Origin of the sequence: Escherichia sp. E10V5 (assembly GCF_004212315.1) — a bacterium.
In the GTDB taxonomy this organism is placed as follows: Bacteria; Pseudomonadota; Gammaproteobacteria; order Enterobacterales; family Enterobacteriaceae; genus Escherichia.
The window spans coordinates 1-15,751 of the sequence record NZ_RHJM01000012.1; the positions used below are offsets into that span (position 1 = coordinate 1).

Below are 15,751 nucleotides of genomic sequence, written 5' to 3' on the forward strand. Positions count from 1 at the left end.
TTGCGTTGATGCAGAAAAAATGCCGGATGCGACGCTGGCGCGTCTTCTCCAGCCTACTCTTGCTTATCCGGCCTGCTTTTGCATCCACTCCACCACAAAATCAGCCAGCCCCTCAATATCATTAATATCCAGTAACGCGACATCAAGATTAAGCGGCACATCACTGGCTACAGCAATAACATGTCTGTCTATCACTAATTCTTCTGGTCGATGTCCGGCACCATCGCGAAACAGCACAATCTTCGCGATCTCTTCATGCTTGAACCCTTCAACCAGAATCAGATCCAGCTTTGAGGTATCCATGCGACTTGCAAGAAAATTCAGATCCAACGCTTCTTCGTCTGGCGTCTCCGTTATTAGCGCCCAACGCTGCTGGCTGGCAACGATGGTTTGCGCCGCGCCAGCCTTGCGCAGCTCATAGCTATCTTTGCCCGGTTTATCGACATCCATATCATGATGCGTATGTTTAATCAGCCCCGGGCGGAGCCCTCTGGCGCATAATACCGGGATAAGTTTTTTCAACAGCGTCGTTTTTCCGGTGCCGCTCCACGCGGCAAAGGCGAGTAGCGGTATCATTGTTTTTCCTGCCATCGGGCAAGCTCCTCTGGCGTATTCACGTTCACAAATGCTTCTTTACGGTCGCTAAAATCAACCGCGTGACCGCCAGCAAGATTCATAAATGCCATTACCCGGCGTTCTCCTGCTTGCAGATATTCCTGCAACAACGGCTCAATAGCGCGATTTACCAGAGCAATAGTTGGATGATCGCGTTCACCGTCATGGACCCACACTACAGGCGCATCTTTGCGCTGATGATTAAGCCGGGAGACTAAATCCTGGGGAATATAAGGCGTATCGCACGGACAAAACAGAAACCACTCACCTGCTTCCTGCTGCATTACCGAAAGCATTCCCGCCAGCGGGCCAGGATAATCCGCCAGTGAATCCGCTATTACTTTCAGACCACTTGCCTGATAGATTTCCTGATGACGATTGGCATTAACCACGACGTGAGACAGCTGCGTCATAAGCGCGTCAGCGACATGTTGCCATAATGGTTTGCCGTTTAATTCAAGCAATCCTTTATCTACGCCGCCCATTCGTCTGGCTTTACCGCCCGCCAGTATAACGCCTGTTATCGTCGTCATCAGATTCACCGATATCGCCTCTTTTATTGTGGGATTGACCCTGCTAACGTGTCTGTCTCAAGAGTAAGGAGCATTACTATGAAATGTAAACGTCTGAATGAAGTTATTGAACTCCTCCAGCCAGCCTGGCAAAAAGAGCCAGACCTTAACCTGCTGCAATTTTTGCAGAAACTGGCGAAAGAGTCAGGTTTTGACGGCGAACTGGCGGATTTGACGGATGACATTCTGATCTATCACCTGAAAATGCGCGATTCCGCGAAAGATGCGGTGATCCCAGGGCTGCAGAAAGATTATGAAGAAGATTTCAAAACGGCGCTATTACGTGCGCGTGGCGTAATTAAAGAGTAAAAGCTTGTAAGCGCTACCAACAAAATCATTGTGAAATGATATCCTTCATCATTCGTAATGTTTTCCGGATGATGGGATGAACAACAGCGCTTTTACTTTCCAGACACTACACCCGGATACCATCATGGACGCTCTGTTTGAGCAAGGGATCCGGGTGGATTCCGGTCTTACCCCGCTTAACAGCTATGAAAACCGTGTCTATCAATTTCAGGACGAAGATCGTCGGCGTTTTGTCGTCAAATTTTATCGCCCTGAACGTTGGACAGCAGATCAAATCCTCGAAGAGCATCAATTTGCGCTGCAACTGGTAAACGACGAAGTTCCTGTCGCGGCCCCTTTGGCTTTTAACGGCCAGACCTTATTGATTCATCAGGGATTTTATTTCGCCGTTTTCCCAAGCGTCGGTGGTCGTCAGTTCGAAGCCGATAATATTGATCAGATGGAAGCGGTTGGGCGCTATTTAGGGCGCATGCACCAGACGGGGCGCAAACAGCTTTTTATCCATCGCCCGACCATCGGTCTGAATGAATATCTCATTGAACCACGCAAGCTGTTTGAAAATGCTACGCTGATACCTTCTGGGCTGAAAGCGGCCTTCCTTAAGGCAACGGATGAGCTTATTACCGCCGTTACAGCACACTGGCGGGAGGACTTCACCGTTCTGCGATTACATGGTGACTGCCATGCCGGAAATATTCTCTGGCGCGATGGTCCAATGTTTGTCGATCTGGATGATGCGCGTAATGGCCCTGCAATTCAGGACCTGTGGATGTTGCTGAATGGCGATAAAGCTGAGCAGCGGATGCAGTTAGAAACTATTATTGAAGCTTATGAAGAATTTAGCGAGTTCGACACCGCTGAAATCGGACTGATTGAACCTTTACGCGCCATGCGTTTGGTTTATTATCTTGCTTGGCTAATGCGGCGTTGGGCTGATCCCGCGTTCCCGAAAAATTTCCCGTGGTTAACCGGGGAAGATTACTGGCTGCGACAGACGGCGACTTTTATAGAACAGGCAAAAGTTCTACAAGAACCCCCTTTGCAATTAACACCTATGTATTAATCGGAGAGAGTAGATCATGAAAAAGATTTGGCTGGCGCTGGCTGGTTTGGTTTTAGCGTTTAGCGCATCGGCGGCGCAGTATGAAGATGGTAAACAATACACCACGCTGGAAAAGCCGGTTGCTGGCGCGCCGCAAGTGCTGGAGTTTTTCTCTTTCTTCTGCCCACACTGCTATCAGTTTGAAGAAGTTCTGCATATTTCTGAGAATGTGAAGAAAAAACTGCCGGAAGGTGTGAAGATGACTAAATACCACGTCAACTTCATGGGCGGGGAGCTGGGGCAATCTCTGACACAAGCGTGGGCTGTGGCGATGGCGCTGGGCGTAGAAGATAAAGTGACTGTACCACTGTTTGAAGGCGTACAGAAAACACAGACCATTCGCTCTACGGCCGACATTCGTGATGTCTTCATCAACGCAGGTATTAAAGGCGAAGAGTATGATGCAGCATGGAACAGCTTTGTTGTTAAATCTCTGGTCGCACAGCAAGAAAAAGCGGCTGCAGATGTACAATTGCGTGGCGTTCCAGCGATGTTTGTTAACGGTAAATATCAGCTGAATCCGCAGGGTATGGATACCAGCAATATGGATGTTTTTGTTCAGCAGTATGCCGATACAGTAAAATATCTGTCTGAGAAAAAATAATTTATTGTAATTTACATAAGGCCCGTGAATATTCACGGGCTTTTTTGTTGTTTAATCAATATAAATACTTTCTGATAATTCACCTCGTTTCTGGACATTTTAATATCAAGCGCGGATATTAAAAGTTTTGCTGTTTTATCAGGGAATAATAGAAATGATACGTAAGTCAGCCACAGGTGTTATTGTTGCATTAGCCATTATCTGGGGCGGTGGAACATGGTATGAAGGGACTCAAATCCAGTCTGGCGTCGAAAAATTTATTAAAGATTTTAACGACAGTAAAAAGAAGGGAGAGCATGCCTATGATATGACCGCCAGCTATAAAAACTTTGGCAAAGGTTTTTTTAGCTCTCATTTTCAAATGCTTATTACCTTTGATAAAGGTGCGCCAGATCTCAATATCAAGCCAGGACAAGGTATTGCATTTGATGTGGATGTCGATCATGGCCCCTTGCCCCTATCAATGTTAAAAAGTGGCAATATCTTACCTGCTATGGCGGCAGCAAAAGTTAAATTAGTCAATAATGAACTGACACAACCGCTATTTATTGCCGCAAAAGATAGAGCGCCCGTCGAAGCAACATTGCGATTCGCCTTTGGCGGTTCTTTCTCTACAACTCTGGACGTTGCCCCAGCAGCGTATGGAAAACTCTCCTTTGGTGAAGGTCAGTTTACTTTTAATGGTGATGACAGTTCATTGTCTAATCTCGATGTTGAAGGCAAAGTCGAAGATATTGTTCTGGAATTATCGCCAATGAATAAAGTCACGGCGAAAAGTTTTACCATTAATTCTCTGACGCGATTAGAAGAAAAGCAATTTCCGGTTGGTGAAAGCGAGTCGAAATTTAATCAGATTAGCATTGTCAATCACGGTAACGAAGTTGCCAAACTCGACGCTTTCGTCGCGAAAACCACACTAGAGCGCGTAAAAGATAAAGATCATATCAATGTCAATCTGAGTTACGAAATTGATAAGTTAACAAAAGGGAATCAGCAACTCGGTAGCGGTCAATGGTCATTGATTGCTGAATCTATTGATCCCTTAGCAGTTCGCCAGTTTATCATCCAGTACAACATTGCGACGCAGAAGCAACTTGCAGCACACCCTGAGTTAGCAAATGATGAAGATGCACTGGAAGCAATGAATACGGCATTGTTCAAAGAGTATTTACCGTTATTACAAAAAAGTGAGCCGATCATTAAACTACCTGTAAGCTGGAAGAACGCTGTCGGTGAACTAAATGCTAATCTGGATATTAGTATTGCCGAACCAGCCCAATCGTCATCATCCACAAACAAAGATATTAAATCTTTCAATCTGGATATGAATGTACCGATTAATGTCGTCACTGAAATAGCTAAACAGCTTAATTTATCTGAAGGAATGGATGCTGAAAAAGCTCAAAAGCTGGCTGATAAACAAATCGGCGGAATGGCAACATTAGGTAAGATGTTTCAGTTAATCACAATTGACAACAATATCGCCTCGCTGCAACTGCATTATTTGCCAGGTAAAGTTGTTTTTAACGGGCAGGAGATGAGCGAAGAAGAGTTTATGTCTCGTGCCGGACGTTTAGTGCATTAAAATGATAACTCGCCTCTGCTAATACGGAGGCGAGTTATAGCTACTTATCATGATGCTGTGATGACATCAGTGAAGTCAGAAGTCGGTCTTTTTCCTGCCACAGTGTGTTCAGCCACTGCTGAAAATGACGTTTGAAGCTTTTGTCATTGATATAGTCGCCATGCAACTCTTCAGCAATAGGTTGTAAATCCACATGCACGACAATCCGCGTCAGTTTGCCACTTAACATATCGAAGAATGGCTGGCGGTTATTGTCCGGATAACACAGCGTAACATTGAGTAGTTTATCGAATTGTTTACCCAGCACATTCAGCGTCATCGCGATACCGGCGGCTTTGGGAGGCAGGAGATTTTTAAATGTCGAGTGGGTTTGCTGGTGTTTCTGTTCAGTAAAACGGGAGCCTTCAACAAAATTTACAATCGTGGTGGGATGCAGGCGAAACTTTTCGCAAGACCGACGAGTGGTTTCAACATCTTTACCGCGCCGTTCCGGATGACGTATCAAATAAGCGCGGGAATAGCGCTTCATAAATGGCATATCCAGCGCCCAGCACGCCAAGCCCAGGAAAGGCACCCAGGCCAGTTGCTGCTTGAGAAAATATTTGTTCATTGGAATATGCTTACGAAACAACACGCATAGTACAACAATATCAGCCCAACTGCGGTGGTTACAAATAAGCAGATACCAGTTCTTCTTACTTAGCCCTTCCAGTCCGCGAACTTCCCATTGCAGGTGTGGGTTAAGGTGCAGTAATAGCGCTAATCCTTCACACCAGCAATACATCATAAAATCACAAAAAAGCGATACCTTTCGCCAAATCACTGGCACAGGTAACAATAGTTTTACGATCCCGGCAATGATGATCGGGACAGAACAAAAAATGGTGACCAAAATGGTCAATACGATACTCACCAAAAGTGTTATCGCAGCGAGTATTCTCGTCATAATTAAATTATTCAAAAGGTTAGCCATAGACAGTGCGCTAAAGAAGCGCAAGGCGCAGATTTTAGCAGAAAACGGCCCAAATAACGGATGATCCTTAAATAGAAAAATAATTCATATCTATCCACATTAGAAAAAATCCCTATTACTCAATCACCAGCAATGCTTTTATTTTTAACTTTATGAAAAACAACAACAAACCTAATGCTGTAACAAGCATGATAATAAATTAAAAGTGATGTAAATAATTTATACACAAAGTTATCCACATAACGATTTGCGAGCGATCCACAAGGTCTACAAAAGATTTTCACGAAAAGCGGTGAAAAACTCATGTTTTCATCCTGTCTGTGGCATCCTTTACCCATAATCTGATAAACAGGCACGGACATTATGGTTCAGATCCCCCAAAACCCACTTATCCTTGTAGATGGTTCATCTTATCTTTATCGCGCATATCACGCGTTTCCGCCGCTGACTAACAGCGCAGGCGAGCCAACCGGTGCGATGTACGGTGTCCTCAACATGCTGCGTAGTCTGATCATGCAATACCAACCGACGCATGCAGCGGTGGTCTTTGACGCCAAGGGAAAAACCTTTCGTGATGAACTGTTTGAACATTACAAATCACATCGCCCGCCAATGCCGGACGATTTGCGCGCGCAGATCGAACCCCTGCACACAATGGTAAAAGCGATGGGGCTGCCTCTGCTGGCCGTTTCTGGCGTAGAAGCAGACGACGTTATTGGTACTCTGGCACGTGAAGCAGAAAAAGCTGGGCGTCCGGTATTGATCAGCACCGGTGATAAAGATATGGCGCAGCTGGTGACGCCAAATATTACGCTTATCAATACCATGACGAATACCATCCTCGGCCCGGAAGAGGTGGTGAATAAGTACGGCGTACCGCCAGAACTGATCATCGACTTCCTCGCGCTGATGGGCGACTCCTCTGATAACATTCCTGGCGTACCGGGCGTCGGTGAAAAAACCGCACAGGCACTGCTACAAGGTCTTGGCGGCCTGGATACGCTGTATGCCGAGCCGGAAAAAATTGCTGGATTGAGCTTCCGCGGCGCGAAAACAATGGCGGCGAAGCTTGAGCAAAATAAAGAGGTGGCCTATCTCTCTTACCAGCTGGCGACGATTAAAACCGACGTTGAACTGGAACTGACCTGCGAACAACTGGAAGTACAACAACCGGCGGCTGAAGAGTTGTTGGGACTGTTCAAAAAGTATGAGTTCAAGCGTTGGATTGCTGATGTCGAAGCGGGCAAATGGTTACAGGCCAAAGGGGCAAAACCAGCCGCGAAGCCGCAGGAAACCATTGTTGTCGACGAAACACCCGAAGTGACTGCAACAGCGATTTCTTACGATAACTACGTCACTATTCTGGACGAAGAAACTCTAAAAGCATGGATTACGAAGCTGGAAAAAGCGCCTGTATTTGCGTTTGATACCGAAACCGACAGCCTCGATAACATCTCCGCCAACCTGGTAGGGCTTTCTTTTGCTATCGAACCTGGCGTAGCGGCCTATATTCCGGTTGCTCATGATTATCTTGATGCGCCCGATCAGATCTCCCGCGAGCGCGCACTCGAGCTGCTAAAACCGCTGCTGGAAGATGAAAAGGCGCTGAAGGTCGGGCAAAACCTGAAATACGATCGCGGTATTCTGGCGAATTACGGCATTGAGCTGCGGGGGATTGCGTTTGATACCATGCTCGAGTCCTACATTCTCAACAGCGTTGCCGGTCGCCACGATATGGACAGCCTCGCGGAACGTTGGTTGAAGCACAAAACCATCACTTTTGAAGAGATTGCTGGTAAAGGCAAAAATCAACTGACCTTTAACCAGATTGCCCTGGAAGAGGCCGGACGTTACGCCGCTGAAGATGCAGATGTCACCTTGCAGCTGCATCTGAAAATGTGGCCGGATCTGCAAAAACACAAAGGGCCACTGAACGTCTTCGAAAACATCGAAATGCCGCTGGTGCCGGTGCTTTCACGCATCGAACGCAACGGTGTGAAGATCGACCCGAAAGTTCTGCACAATCATTCTGAAGAGCTCACCTTGCGTCTGGCTGAGCTGGAAAAGAAAGCGCATGAAATTGCAGGTGAAGAATTTAACCTTTCTTCCACCAAGCAACTGCAAACTATTCTTTTTGAAAAACAGGGTATTAAGCCGCTGAAGAAAACGCCGGGTGGTGCGCCTTCAACGTCAGAAGAGGTACTGGAAGAGCTGGCGCTGGACTACCCGCTGCCAAAAGTGATTCTGGAGTACCGTGGCCTGGCGAAGCTGAAATCGACCTACACCGACAAGCTGCCGCTGATGATCAACCCGAAAACCGGGCGCGTGCATACTTCCTATCACCAGGCAGTAACTGCGACGGGGCGTTTATCCTCAACCGATCCTAACCTGCAAAACATTCCGGTGCGTAACGAAGAAGGCCGCCGTATCCGCCAGGCGTTTATTGCGCCGCAGGATTATGTGATTGTCTCGGCGGACTACTCGCAGATTGAACTGCGCATCATGGCGCATCTTTCACGAGACAAAGGCTTGCTGACCGCATTTGCAGAAGGAAAAGATATCCACCGGGCAACGGCGGCAGAAGTGTTTGGTTTGCCACTGGAAACCGTCACCAGCGAACAACGCCGTAGCGCGAAAGCGATCAACTTTGGTCTGATTTATGGCATGAGTGCTTTTGGTCTGGCACGGCAATTGAACATTCCACGTAAAGAAGCACAGAAGTACATGGACCTTTACTTCGAACGTTACCCAGGCGTACTGGAGTATATGGAACGCACTCGTGCGCAGGCGAAAGAGCAGGGATACGTTGAAACCCTGGACGGACGTCGCCTCTATCTGCCGGATATCAAATCCAGCAACGGTGCACGTCGTGCTGCGGCTGAACGTGCAGCCATTAACGCACCAATGCAGGGAACCGCTGCGGATATCATCAAACGGGCGATGATTGCCGTTGATGCCTGGCTACAGGAAGAGCAACCGCGCGTGCGCATGATCATGCAGGTACACGATGAACTGGTGTTTGAAGTTCATAAAGATGATGTCGATGCGGTAGCGAAGAAGATCCATCAGTTGATGGAAAACTGTACCCGCCTGGATGTGCCTTTGCTGGTGGAAGTGGGTAGTGGCGAAAACTGGGATCAGGCGCACTAAGATTTGCCTTAACAAGCCTTTTTTTCGTAACTAAGCAACATAACTAGCCATGATTTGTGATGGGTATTAGAAATTCCTATGCAACAACTGAAAAAAAATTACAAAAAGTGCTTTCTGAACTGAACAAAAAAGAGTAAAGTTAGTCGCGTAGGGTACAGAGGTAAGATGTTCTATCTTTCAGACCTTTTACTTCACGTAATCGGATTTGGCTGAATTTTTTAGCCGCCCCAGTCAGTAATGACTGGGGCGTTTTTTATTGTGCGAAAGAAAAGATCCGTATTGCCGGATACATTGTGCTTAACAAGCCTGCGGTAGAAAATAGCTCATTGAATTTGCATGATTTTATGTGCCAGATACGCGATATCCGGCACATGCATAAGGGCTAGAAAATTATTCGCCGTCCTGCGTTTCTTCTACAGGCCGCATCTCGCTGAACCAGGTATCCAGTTTCTGGCGAAGCTTATCCACGCCTTGCTTCTTCAGAGAAGAGAATGTCTCTACCTGCACATCACCGTTAAACGCCAGCACTGCTTCACGCACCATATTCAATTGCGCTTTACGTGCACCGCTCGCCAGTTTGTCCGCTTTGGTCAGCAACACCAGTACGGCGATATTGCTGTCCACCGCCCACTCAATCATCTGCTGGTCGAGATCTTTCAGCGGATGGCGAATATCCATCAGCACGACCAGGCCTTGTAGACTCTGACGTTTTTCGAGGTACTCACCGAGCGCGCGCTGCCATTTGCGCTTCATCTCTTCAGGAACTTCCGCGTAGCCATAGCCAGGCAAGTCGACCAGACGTTTGCCCTCAGCCACTTCAAACAGGTTGATAAGCTGGGTACGTCCTGGTGTTTTCGAGGTACGCGCCAGGCTTTTCTGGTTAGTCAGCGTGTTCAGCGCGCTGGATTTACCTGCGTTGGAACGGCCTGCAAAAGCCACTTCGATCCCGGTATCGGAAGGTAAGTGGCGAATATCAGGCGCACTCATCACAAAATGCGTCTGTTGATAATTCAAATTAGTCAAAGCGGTCGTCTCCGTCAGTCAAAGCTTTGTGGCGATTATACCTGAACCACAATAAAAGACGGATTTTTCGGCGTGAACGGTGTAAGTAAATACCATGTACTTTGTGAGACATTGCCGATTGTTTTTATGCGAAATCGAAGAGAAATTTCTGCGACACATGTCAAATAGGCTAAATAAATCATGTGATTAGTTTTATACAATAATCTGAAAATGAGTAAATACTGATGATAGTTTATTGTTTGTTTAACACAGAAGCGTAAAGTAGCACCCATAGAGCGAGGACGCTAACAGGAACAATGACTCAGGATGAGGGTCAGGAGCGCCAGGAGGCGAAGACAGAGGATGGTCAGGAAGACAAACGTCCGGAGACGTCACTAAAGGGAAATGGAATCAACACGGAATGTTCCGGCTAATGGAAAAACAGGGTGTGTTGGCGGCCTGCAAGGATTGTAAGACCCGTTAAGGGTTGTGAGTCAGGAAAAAAGGCGACAGAGTAATCTGTCGCCTTTTTTCTTTGCTTGCTTTCTGTTAGATTCCGCCGCAAATCTATACTAAATAAAACGGCTAAAAGACGAATTGATATGAAACCATCATCTTCAAACTCACGCAGCAAGGGTCATGCAAAAGCGCGTCGTAAAACCCGCGAAGAGCTGAATCAGGAAGCTCGTGACCGCAAGCGCCAGAAAAAACGCCGTGGTCATGCACCAGGCAGCCGCGCAGCGGGCGGTAGCGCTACTTCGGGTAGCAAGGGCCAGAATGCACCGAAAGATCCACGTATTGGCAGTAAAACCCCTATTCCATTGGGCGTGACTGAAAAAGTCACCAAACAGCACAAACCGAAGAGTGAGAAACCTATGCTTTCACCGCAGGCGGAGTTGGAGTTACTGGAGACAGATGAGCGTCTGGATGCGCTGCTGGAACGTCTGGAAGCAGGCGAAACCCTGAGTGCCGAAGAGCAATCCTGGGTAGATGCCAAGCTGGATCGTATTGATGAGCTGATGCAGAAACTCGGCCTCTCTTATGACGACGACGAAGAAGAGGAAGAAGACGAGAAGCAAGAAGACATGATGCGTCTGCTGCGGGGCAACTAACGGATTGCCTGCATGGGCCTTCCCGTTCTGCTGATAACCCTTCCGGTTATATGTTATCTGGTGTGGTTATTCGTTAAACTACAGCGGTTGTCGCGGCGACAAAAGTGGCTGCGCAACCGGCTGATGACCCGAAATGGGCATCCGCCGGTACGCCGTAGCCGCCAGAGACGCCATCGGAAGGAGTGAGCATGTCTGTACAGCAAATCGACTGGGACCTGGCCCTGATCCAGAAATATAACTATTCCGGGCCACGATACACCTCGTACCCGACCGCGCTGGAGTTTTCAGAAGACTTCGGCGAACAGGCGTTTTTACAAGCCGTGGCGCGCTACCCTGAGCGTCCCTTATCTCTCTACGTACATATTCCGTTCTGCCATAAACTTTGCTACTTCTGCGGTTGCAACAAGATTGTGACTCGTCAGCAGCACAAGGCCGACCAGTATCTGGACGTGCTTGAGCAAGAAATCGTCCATCGTGCATCGCTTTTTGCCGGGCGCAAGGTGAGCCAGCTGCACTGGGGCGGTGGAACGCCAACATACCTGAATAAAGCGCAAATCAGCCGCCTGATGAAGCTGTTGCGCGAAAACTTCCAGTTCAATGCCGATGCGGAAATCTCGATCGAAGTCGATCCGCGCGAAATCGAACTGGATGTACTGGATCATTTACGCGCGGAAGGCTTTAACCGCCTGAGCATGGGCGTGCAGGACTTCAACAAAGAAGTACAGCGTCTGGTTAACCGCGAGCAGGATGAAGAGTTCATCTTTGCGCTGCTTAACCATGCGCGTGAGATTGGCTTTACCTCCACCAACATTGACCTGATTTACGGCCTGCCGAAACAGACGCCGGAGAGTTTCGCCTTTACCCTGAAACGCGTGGCGGAACTGAACCCTGACCGTCTGAGCGTCTTTAACTACGCGCATCTGCCAACTATTTTTGCCGCCCAGCGCAAAATCAAAGATGCTGACTTGCCGAGTCCGCAACAAAAACTCGATATTCTGCAGGAAACCATCGCCTTCCTGACACAATCGGGCTATCAGTTTATCGGTATGGATCACTTTGCCCGCCCGGATGACGAGCTGGCGGTGGCCCAACGTGAAGGCGTGCTGCATCGTAACTTCCAGGGCTACACCACCCAGGGCGATACCGATCTGCTTGGGATGGGCGTTTCCGCCATCAGCATGATTGGTGACTGCTACGCGCAGAACCAGAAAGAGTTGAAGCAGTACTATCAGCAAGTGGATGAACAAGGCAATGCGCTGTGGCGTGGTATTGCGCTAACGCGCGATGACTGTATTCGCCGCGATGTGATTAAGTCGCTCATCTGCAACTTCCGTCTGGATTACGCCCCCATTGAGCAACAGTGGGATTTGCACTTCGCTGATTACTTTGCGGAAGATCTCAAGCTGCTCGCCCCATTAGCAGAAGACGGGCTGGTGGATGTGGATGAGAAAGGGATTCAGGTGACGGCTAAAGGTCGCTTGCTGATCCGCAACATTTGCATGTGCTTTGATACTTATCTGCGCCAGAAAGCGCGAATGCAGCAGTTCTCACGGGTGATTTAAATAGTGAATGGCGCTTCGTTTACAAAGTAGAAAACGAAAGCGCCATCAATGTGCTGAGAACAAGATTGCCTGATGCGCTACGCTTATCTGGCCTGCAAAACCTGTTGAAATTATTGCTTTTATAGGCCGAATAAGGCGTTCACGCCGCACCCGGCATGAACAAAGAGCACTTCATCAGCAATCTGAAACTCAGCTAAACAGCCCAATCATTGCGGCACACAGCACAGCAGCAACGGCAGTTTGCGGCGTGTGGCTGTTAACTGCGCCACTTGATAGCAGATTAATTATTGATTCCAGCATAATGACACTCCCCCCGTTTTTCGGGCATGATCATACTGAACTTACCGGAACAGTAAAGCGCAAAATAACAGCAATTTGCGCTCAATAATCAATCTTTACATGGCGAGCCTGAATCACTCCATTCCAAGCTCTTTTAACTTACGCGTCAGGGTGTTACGCCCCCAGCCAAGTAAGCGCGCTGCTTCCTGTTTATGTCCCTGCGTATGTCGCAACGCGGTAGTCAGTAATGTCCGCTCCAACTCTGGTTGCGCTTCAGACAGCAAGTTTTGATGACCGGAACGTAGCGCCCGATCTGCCCACTGTGCTAACAGCGTTGCCCAACTGTCCGGCTGCATTTGTGAAGTGCTTTCCGGTACGGTTGATTCAAACAGTTCGCCAGGCAAATCCTGAATCAACACTTCCTGTCCGGCAGCCATTACCGTTAGCCATCGGCAGGTGTTTTCCAGCTGGCGCACGTTGCCTGGCCACGCCAGACGCGTCAGAGCGGCTTCAGTTTCCGGATGCAGCAACTTTGCTTCTACGCCCAGCTCGCGAGCGGCAACTTGTAAAAAATGGCGTGCCAGACGGGGAATATCTTCCCGACGCTCACGCAGCGGCGGCAGATGAACACGGATAACGTTCAGGCGGTGGAACAAATCCTCACGGAACTTGCCTTCCTGCACCCGCTGTTCGAGATTCTGGTGAGTGGCAGCGATAATCCGCACATCCACTTTCACCGGCGCATAGCCGCCAACGCGATAAAACTGACCGTCTGCCAGCACGCGCAGCAAACGCGTCTGCACATCCAGCGGCATATCGCCAATTTCATCGAGGAATAATGTGCCGCCATCGGCCTGTTCAAAACGCCCCTGACGAATGGTATTCGCGCCGGTAAACGCGCCTTTTTCGTGACCGAACAGTTCTGATTCGATCAAATCCTTCGGGATAGCCGCCATATTGAGCGCGATAAACGGCGCTTTGGCGCGCGGGCTGTGGCGATGCAGGGCATGAGCGACCAGCTCTTTACCAGTGCCGGATTCGCCGTTGATCAGCACGCTAATGGAAGAACGCGAAAGCCGACCGATAATCCGGAACACGTCCTGCATGGCTGGCGCCTCGCCGATGATATCGGTCGTTGGGCCGTTAAGCTGAACATTACGCGGCTGCTGCTGTTCCTGGTAATGACTGATGGCGCGCTCAACCAGCGCCACGGCTTCGTCGATATCAAACGGTTTAGGCAGATAATCAAACGCCCCTTGCTGATAGGCGCTAACGGCGGCATCCAGATCGGAATGTGCGGTCATAATGATGACCGGAAGCATCGGATGGCGCTGTTTAATCTGCTTGAGCAGCGCCAGCCCATCCATTCCCGGCATACGGATATCCGACAGCAGCACATCCGGCGTTTTGCTCGCCAGTGCTTCCAGCACCTCCGCGCCGTTCTCAAACGTCGTACAGGTTAAACCTGCCCCAGCGAGCGCACGTTCAAGCACCCAACGGATGGAACTATCGTCATCGACTACCCAGACTATCCCTCGTTGCATAAACGTCACCTTTATTTCCTGATAGGCAGGTAAACCGAGAACTCGGTATGACCTGGCCAACTGGTAAATTCAATTTTGCCTGAATGCTGATCAATCAAATTACGGGCGATGGATAAGCCAAGCCCGGTGCCACCTTCGCGGCCGCTGACCATCGGGTAAAATAGCGTATCCTGCAAATGAGGCGGAATGCCCGGCCCGTTATCTTCCACATCAATTCGCGCCGCCAGCCGATAGCGCTCGCCGTGTAAGGTCAGTTGAAACGCGGTGCGGGTACGCAGAATGATTTCACCGCCTTCCGGCCCCAGCGCCTGTAGCGCATTGCGCACAATATTCAGCAGCACTTGCTCAATTTGATCCGGGTCGTGCGCCAGTTCCGGCAGGCTGGGGTCGTAATCACGAATCAACCGCACGTTGTCCGGCAGTTCCATCGACACCAGCGTCACCACGCGTTCAGCCACTTTGTGAATACTTTCGGTGACGCGTGTGCCAGGCAGCTGCGGCCCCAACAGACGGTCGACCAGATTTCGCAGCCGGTCCGCCTGTTCGATAATCACTTTGGTATATTCCAGCAGTGACGGGTCAGGTAATGCTTTGCTGAGCAGCTGTGCCGCGCCACGTAAACCGCCAAGCGGATTTTTAATCTCATGCGCAAGGCCGCGCACTAAATCACGGGCAGCAACCTGCTGGGCGTGTTGTAGCTGTTCCTGACTTAAGCGGCGCTGGTTATCCATCGGTGCCATCTCCAGCAGGATCATGCCGTCTGGCATGCGCTGAGCCGTCACAGAAAGGATATGCGAGCGACCGTCGATGACCAGCGTCACTTCGTTATCGGTAAAACCTTGCCCCGCCTCCAGACTTTCTTGCATCAGCTCGATATTTAATGAGAAGTAGCTCAACAGTTCCGGTAACGGTGTACCAAACAATTTGCGGGAGCTTTGGGCGAGCAGTTGTTGCGCGGCGGGGTTGGCGTAATGGATCGCCAGATTGTCATCAATTAACAAAATACTGTTAATCAGCGAGTTGAGGATCTGCCCAGCATCGGGCTGCGTGCCTGTTGCCATAAAGCAGTCTCCTGAACAGGTTGCACCATTTTAGTGCATTATAGCTTTTTACGGATAAAAAGCGCGAAGCATCACAGAAGTTACGGAGAAAAAAGCCCATGCAGAGATGGGCTACAGATAGCTGACAAACTTCACGTTGAAGAGCGACTTCACCTGCTCCGGCCTACCACATCATCACCGTGTAGGCCGGATAAGACGCATTTGCGTCGCATCCGGCGTGATGTGCTTGCCATCGATCCCAAGCCTGCCAGAGACAGGCGAAAAGTTTCCACGGCAACTAA

14 protein-coding genes and 1 pseudogene are annotated in these 15,751 nt (G+C 49.1%); 8 read left to right on the forward strand and 7 right to left on the reverse strand.

Going from position 1 to position 15,751, the window contains the following annotated elements; all coding sequences use genetic code 11:
- Positions 1-63: 63 nt before the first annotated feature.
- Both mobB and mobA read right to left on the reverse strand, forming a co-directional pair.
- Positions 64-591: a molybdopterin-guanine dinucleotide biosynthesis protein MobB gene (gene mobB / locus D9738_RS09520; RefSeq protein ID WP_130260081.1), complete on the reverse strand. Its 528-nt coding sequence runs from the start codon at positions 589-591 to the stop codon at positions 64-66.
- Positions 573-1,157: a molybdenum cofactor guanylyltransferase MobA gene (mobA, locus tag D9738_RS09525; RefSeq protein WP_130209952.1), complete on the reverse strand. Its 585-nt coding sequence runs from the start codon at positions 1,155-1,157 to the stop codon at positions 573-575. Before mobA ends, mobB begins: the two co-directional genes overlap by 19 nt.
- Before the next feature lie 69 nt (positions 1,158-1,226).
- Here mobA and D9738_RS09530 point away from each other — a divergent pair, with 69 nt between their 5' ends.
- From D9738_RS09530 to D9738_RS09545, 4 genes are all read left to right on the forward strand, one after another.
- Positions 1,227-1,496, forward strand: coding sequence for a YihD family protein (locus D9738_RS09530; RefSeq protein WP_001295263.1), 270 nt, complete (start codon positions 1,227-1,229; stop codon positions 1,494-1,496).
- A 76-nt stretch (positions 1,497-1,572) separates the two neighbouring features.
- Positions 1,573-2,559, forward strand: coding sequence for a stress response kinase SrkA (gene srkA / locus D9738_RS09535; protein ID WP_130260082.1), 987 nt, complete (start codon positions 1,573-1,575; stop codon positions 2,557-2,559).
- A 16-nt stretch (positions 2,560-2,575) separates the two neighbouring features.
- Complete coding sequence (gene dsbA, locus D9738_RS09540) at positions 2,576-3,202, forward strand: thiol:disulfide interchange protein DsbA (protein WP_064527999.1); 627 nt, start codon at positions 2,576-2,578, stop codon at positions 3,200-3,202.
- A 154-nt stretch (positions 3,203-3,356) separates the two neighbouring features.
- Entirely contained in the window at positions 3,357-4,787 is a 1,431-nt protein-coding gene (locus tag D9738_RS09545; RefSeq protein ID WP_130260083.1) for a DUF945 family protein, read from the forward strand.
- 40 nt (positions 4,788-4,827) lie between these two features.
- On the opposite strand, the gene D9738_RS09550 is transcribed toward D9738_RS09545, so the two are convergent.
- Positions 4,828-5,760, reverse strand: a complete 933-nt coding sequence (locus D9738_RS09550; protein WP_130209960.1) for an acyltransferase — start codon at positions 5,758-5,760, stop codon at positions 4,828-4,830.
- Between the two features lie 363 nt (positions 5,761-6,123).
- Between D9738_RS09550 and polA the strand changes: the two genes are divergently transcribed.
- Complete coding sequence (gene polA, locus D9738_RS09560) at positions 6,124-8,910, forward strand: DNA polymerase I (protein ID WP_130260085.1); 2,787 nt, start codon at positions 6,124-6,126, stop codon at positions 8,908-8,910.
- A 390-nt stretch (positions 8,911-9,300) separates the two neighbouring features.
- Here the strand turns inward: polA and yihA are convergent, their stop codons facing one another.
- Entirely contained in the window at positions 9,301-9,933 is a 633-nt protein-coding gene (yihA, locus tag D9738_RS09565; protein WP_130260086.1) for a ribosome biogenesis GTP-binding protein YihA/YsxC, read from the reverse strand.
- 296 nt (positions 9,934-10,229) lie between these two features.
- On the opposite strand from yihA, the pseudogene D9738_RS09570 reads away from it, so the two are divergent.
- The 3 genes and pseudogenes from D9738_RS09570 (at position 10,230) to hemN (ending at position 12,586) form a co-directional block, all read left to right on the forward strand.
- Positions 10,230-10,396, forward strand: a pseudogene (locus D9738_RS09570) (hypothetical protein).
- 118 nt (positions 10,397-10,514) lie between these two features.
- On the forward strand, positions 10,515-11,024 hold the full coding sequence (yihI, locus tag D9738_RS09580; protein ID WP_130209972.1) for a Der GTPase-activating protein YihI: 510 nt from the start codon (positions 10,515-10,517) through the stop codon (positions 11,022-11,024).
- A 188-nt stretch (positions 11,025-11,212) separates the two neighbouring features.
- Positions 11,213-12,586 (forward strand): oxygen-independent coproporphyrinogen III oxidase, encoded by a 1,374-nt coding sequence (gene hemN, locus D9738_RS09585; protein ID WP_130260087.1) that lies wholly within the window; start codon positions 11,213-11,215, stop codon positions 12,584-12,586.
- Positions 12,587-12,775: 189 nt separating this feature from the next.
- On the opposite strand, the gene D9738_RS09590 is transcribed toward hemN, so the two are convergent.
- The 3 genes from D9738_RS09590 to glnL all read right to left on the reverse strand — a co-directional run bounded on the left by D9738_RS09590 (position 12,776) and on the right by glnL (position 15,470).
- The gene (locus tag D9738_RS09590) at positions 12,776-12,886 is read right to left on the reverse strand and encodes a YshB family small membrane protein (RefSeq protein ID WP_064527982.1); all 111 of its coding nucleotides are present in this window, start codon (positions 12,884-12,886) and stop codon (positions 12,776-12,778) included.
- Positions 12,887-12,999: 113 nt separating this feature from the next.
- Positions 13,000-14,409 carry a nitrogen regulation protein NR(I) gene (gene glnG, locus D9738_RS09595; protein ID WP_088563506.1) on the reverse strand — a complete coding sequence of 470 codons (1,410 nt, stop codon included), beginning with the start codon at positions 14,407-14,409 and terminating at the stop codon, positions 13,000-13,002.
- Between the two features lie 11 nt (positions 14,410-14,420).
- A complete protein-coding gene (gene glnL / locus D9738_RS09600) occupies positions 14,421-15,470 on the reverse strand; it encodes a nitrogen regulation protein NR(II) (protein ID WP_000190577.1) in 1,050 nt (349 codons plus the stop codon).
- Positions 15,471-15,751: the final 281 nt, after the last annotated feature.

Coding starts and splice junctions, on each gene's coding strand:
- glnL (WP_000190577.1), bottom strand. CDS start 15,470: ATGGCAACAGGCACGCAGCCCGATGCTGGGCAGATCCTCAACTCGCTG.
- dsbA (WP_064527999.1), top strand. CDS start 2,576: ATGAAAAAGATTTGGCTGGCGCTGGCTGGTTTGGTTTTAGCGTTTAGC.
- D9738_RS09590 (WP_064527982.1), bottom strand. CDS start 12,886: ATGCTGGAATCAATAATTAATCTGCTATCAAGTGGCGCAGTTAACAGC.
- D9738_RS09550 (WP_130209960.1), bottom strand. CDS start 5,760: ATGGCTAACCTTTTGAATAATTTAATTATGACGAGAATACTCGCTGCG.
- polA (WP_130260085.1), top strand. CDS start 6,124: ATGGTTCAGATCCCCCAAAACCCACTTATCCTTGTAGATGGTTCATCT.
- D9738_RS09530 (WP_001295263.1), top strand. CDS start 1,227: ATGAAATGTAAACGTCTGAATGAAGTTATTGAACTCCTCCAGCCAGCC.
- D9738_RS09545 (WP_130260083.1), top strand. CDS start 3,357: ATGATACGTAAGTCAGCCACAGGTGTTATTGTTGCATTAGCCATTATC.
- mobB (WP_130260081.1), bottom strand. CDS start 591: ATGGCAGGAAAAACAATGATACCGCTACTCGCCTTTGCCGCGTGGAGC.
- hemN (WP_130260087.1), top strand. CDS start 11,213: ATGTCTGTACAGCAAATCGACTGGGACCTGGCCCTGATCCAGAAATAT.
- yihI (WP_130209972.1), top strand. CDS start 10,515: ATGAAACCATCATCTTCAAACTCACGCAGCAAGGGTCATGCAAAAGCG.
- srkA (WP_130260082.1), top strand. CDS start 1,573: ATGAACAACAGCGCTTTTACTTTCCAGACACTACACCCGGATACCATC.
- glnG (WP_088563506.1), bottom strand. CDS start 14,409: ATGCAACGAGGGATAGTCTGGGTAGTCGATGACGATAGTTCCATCCGT.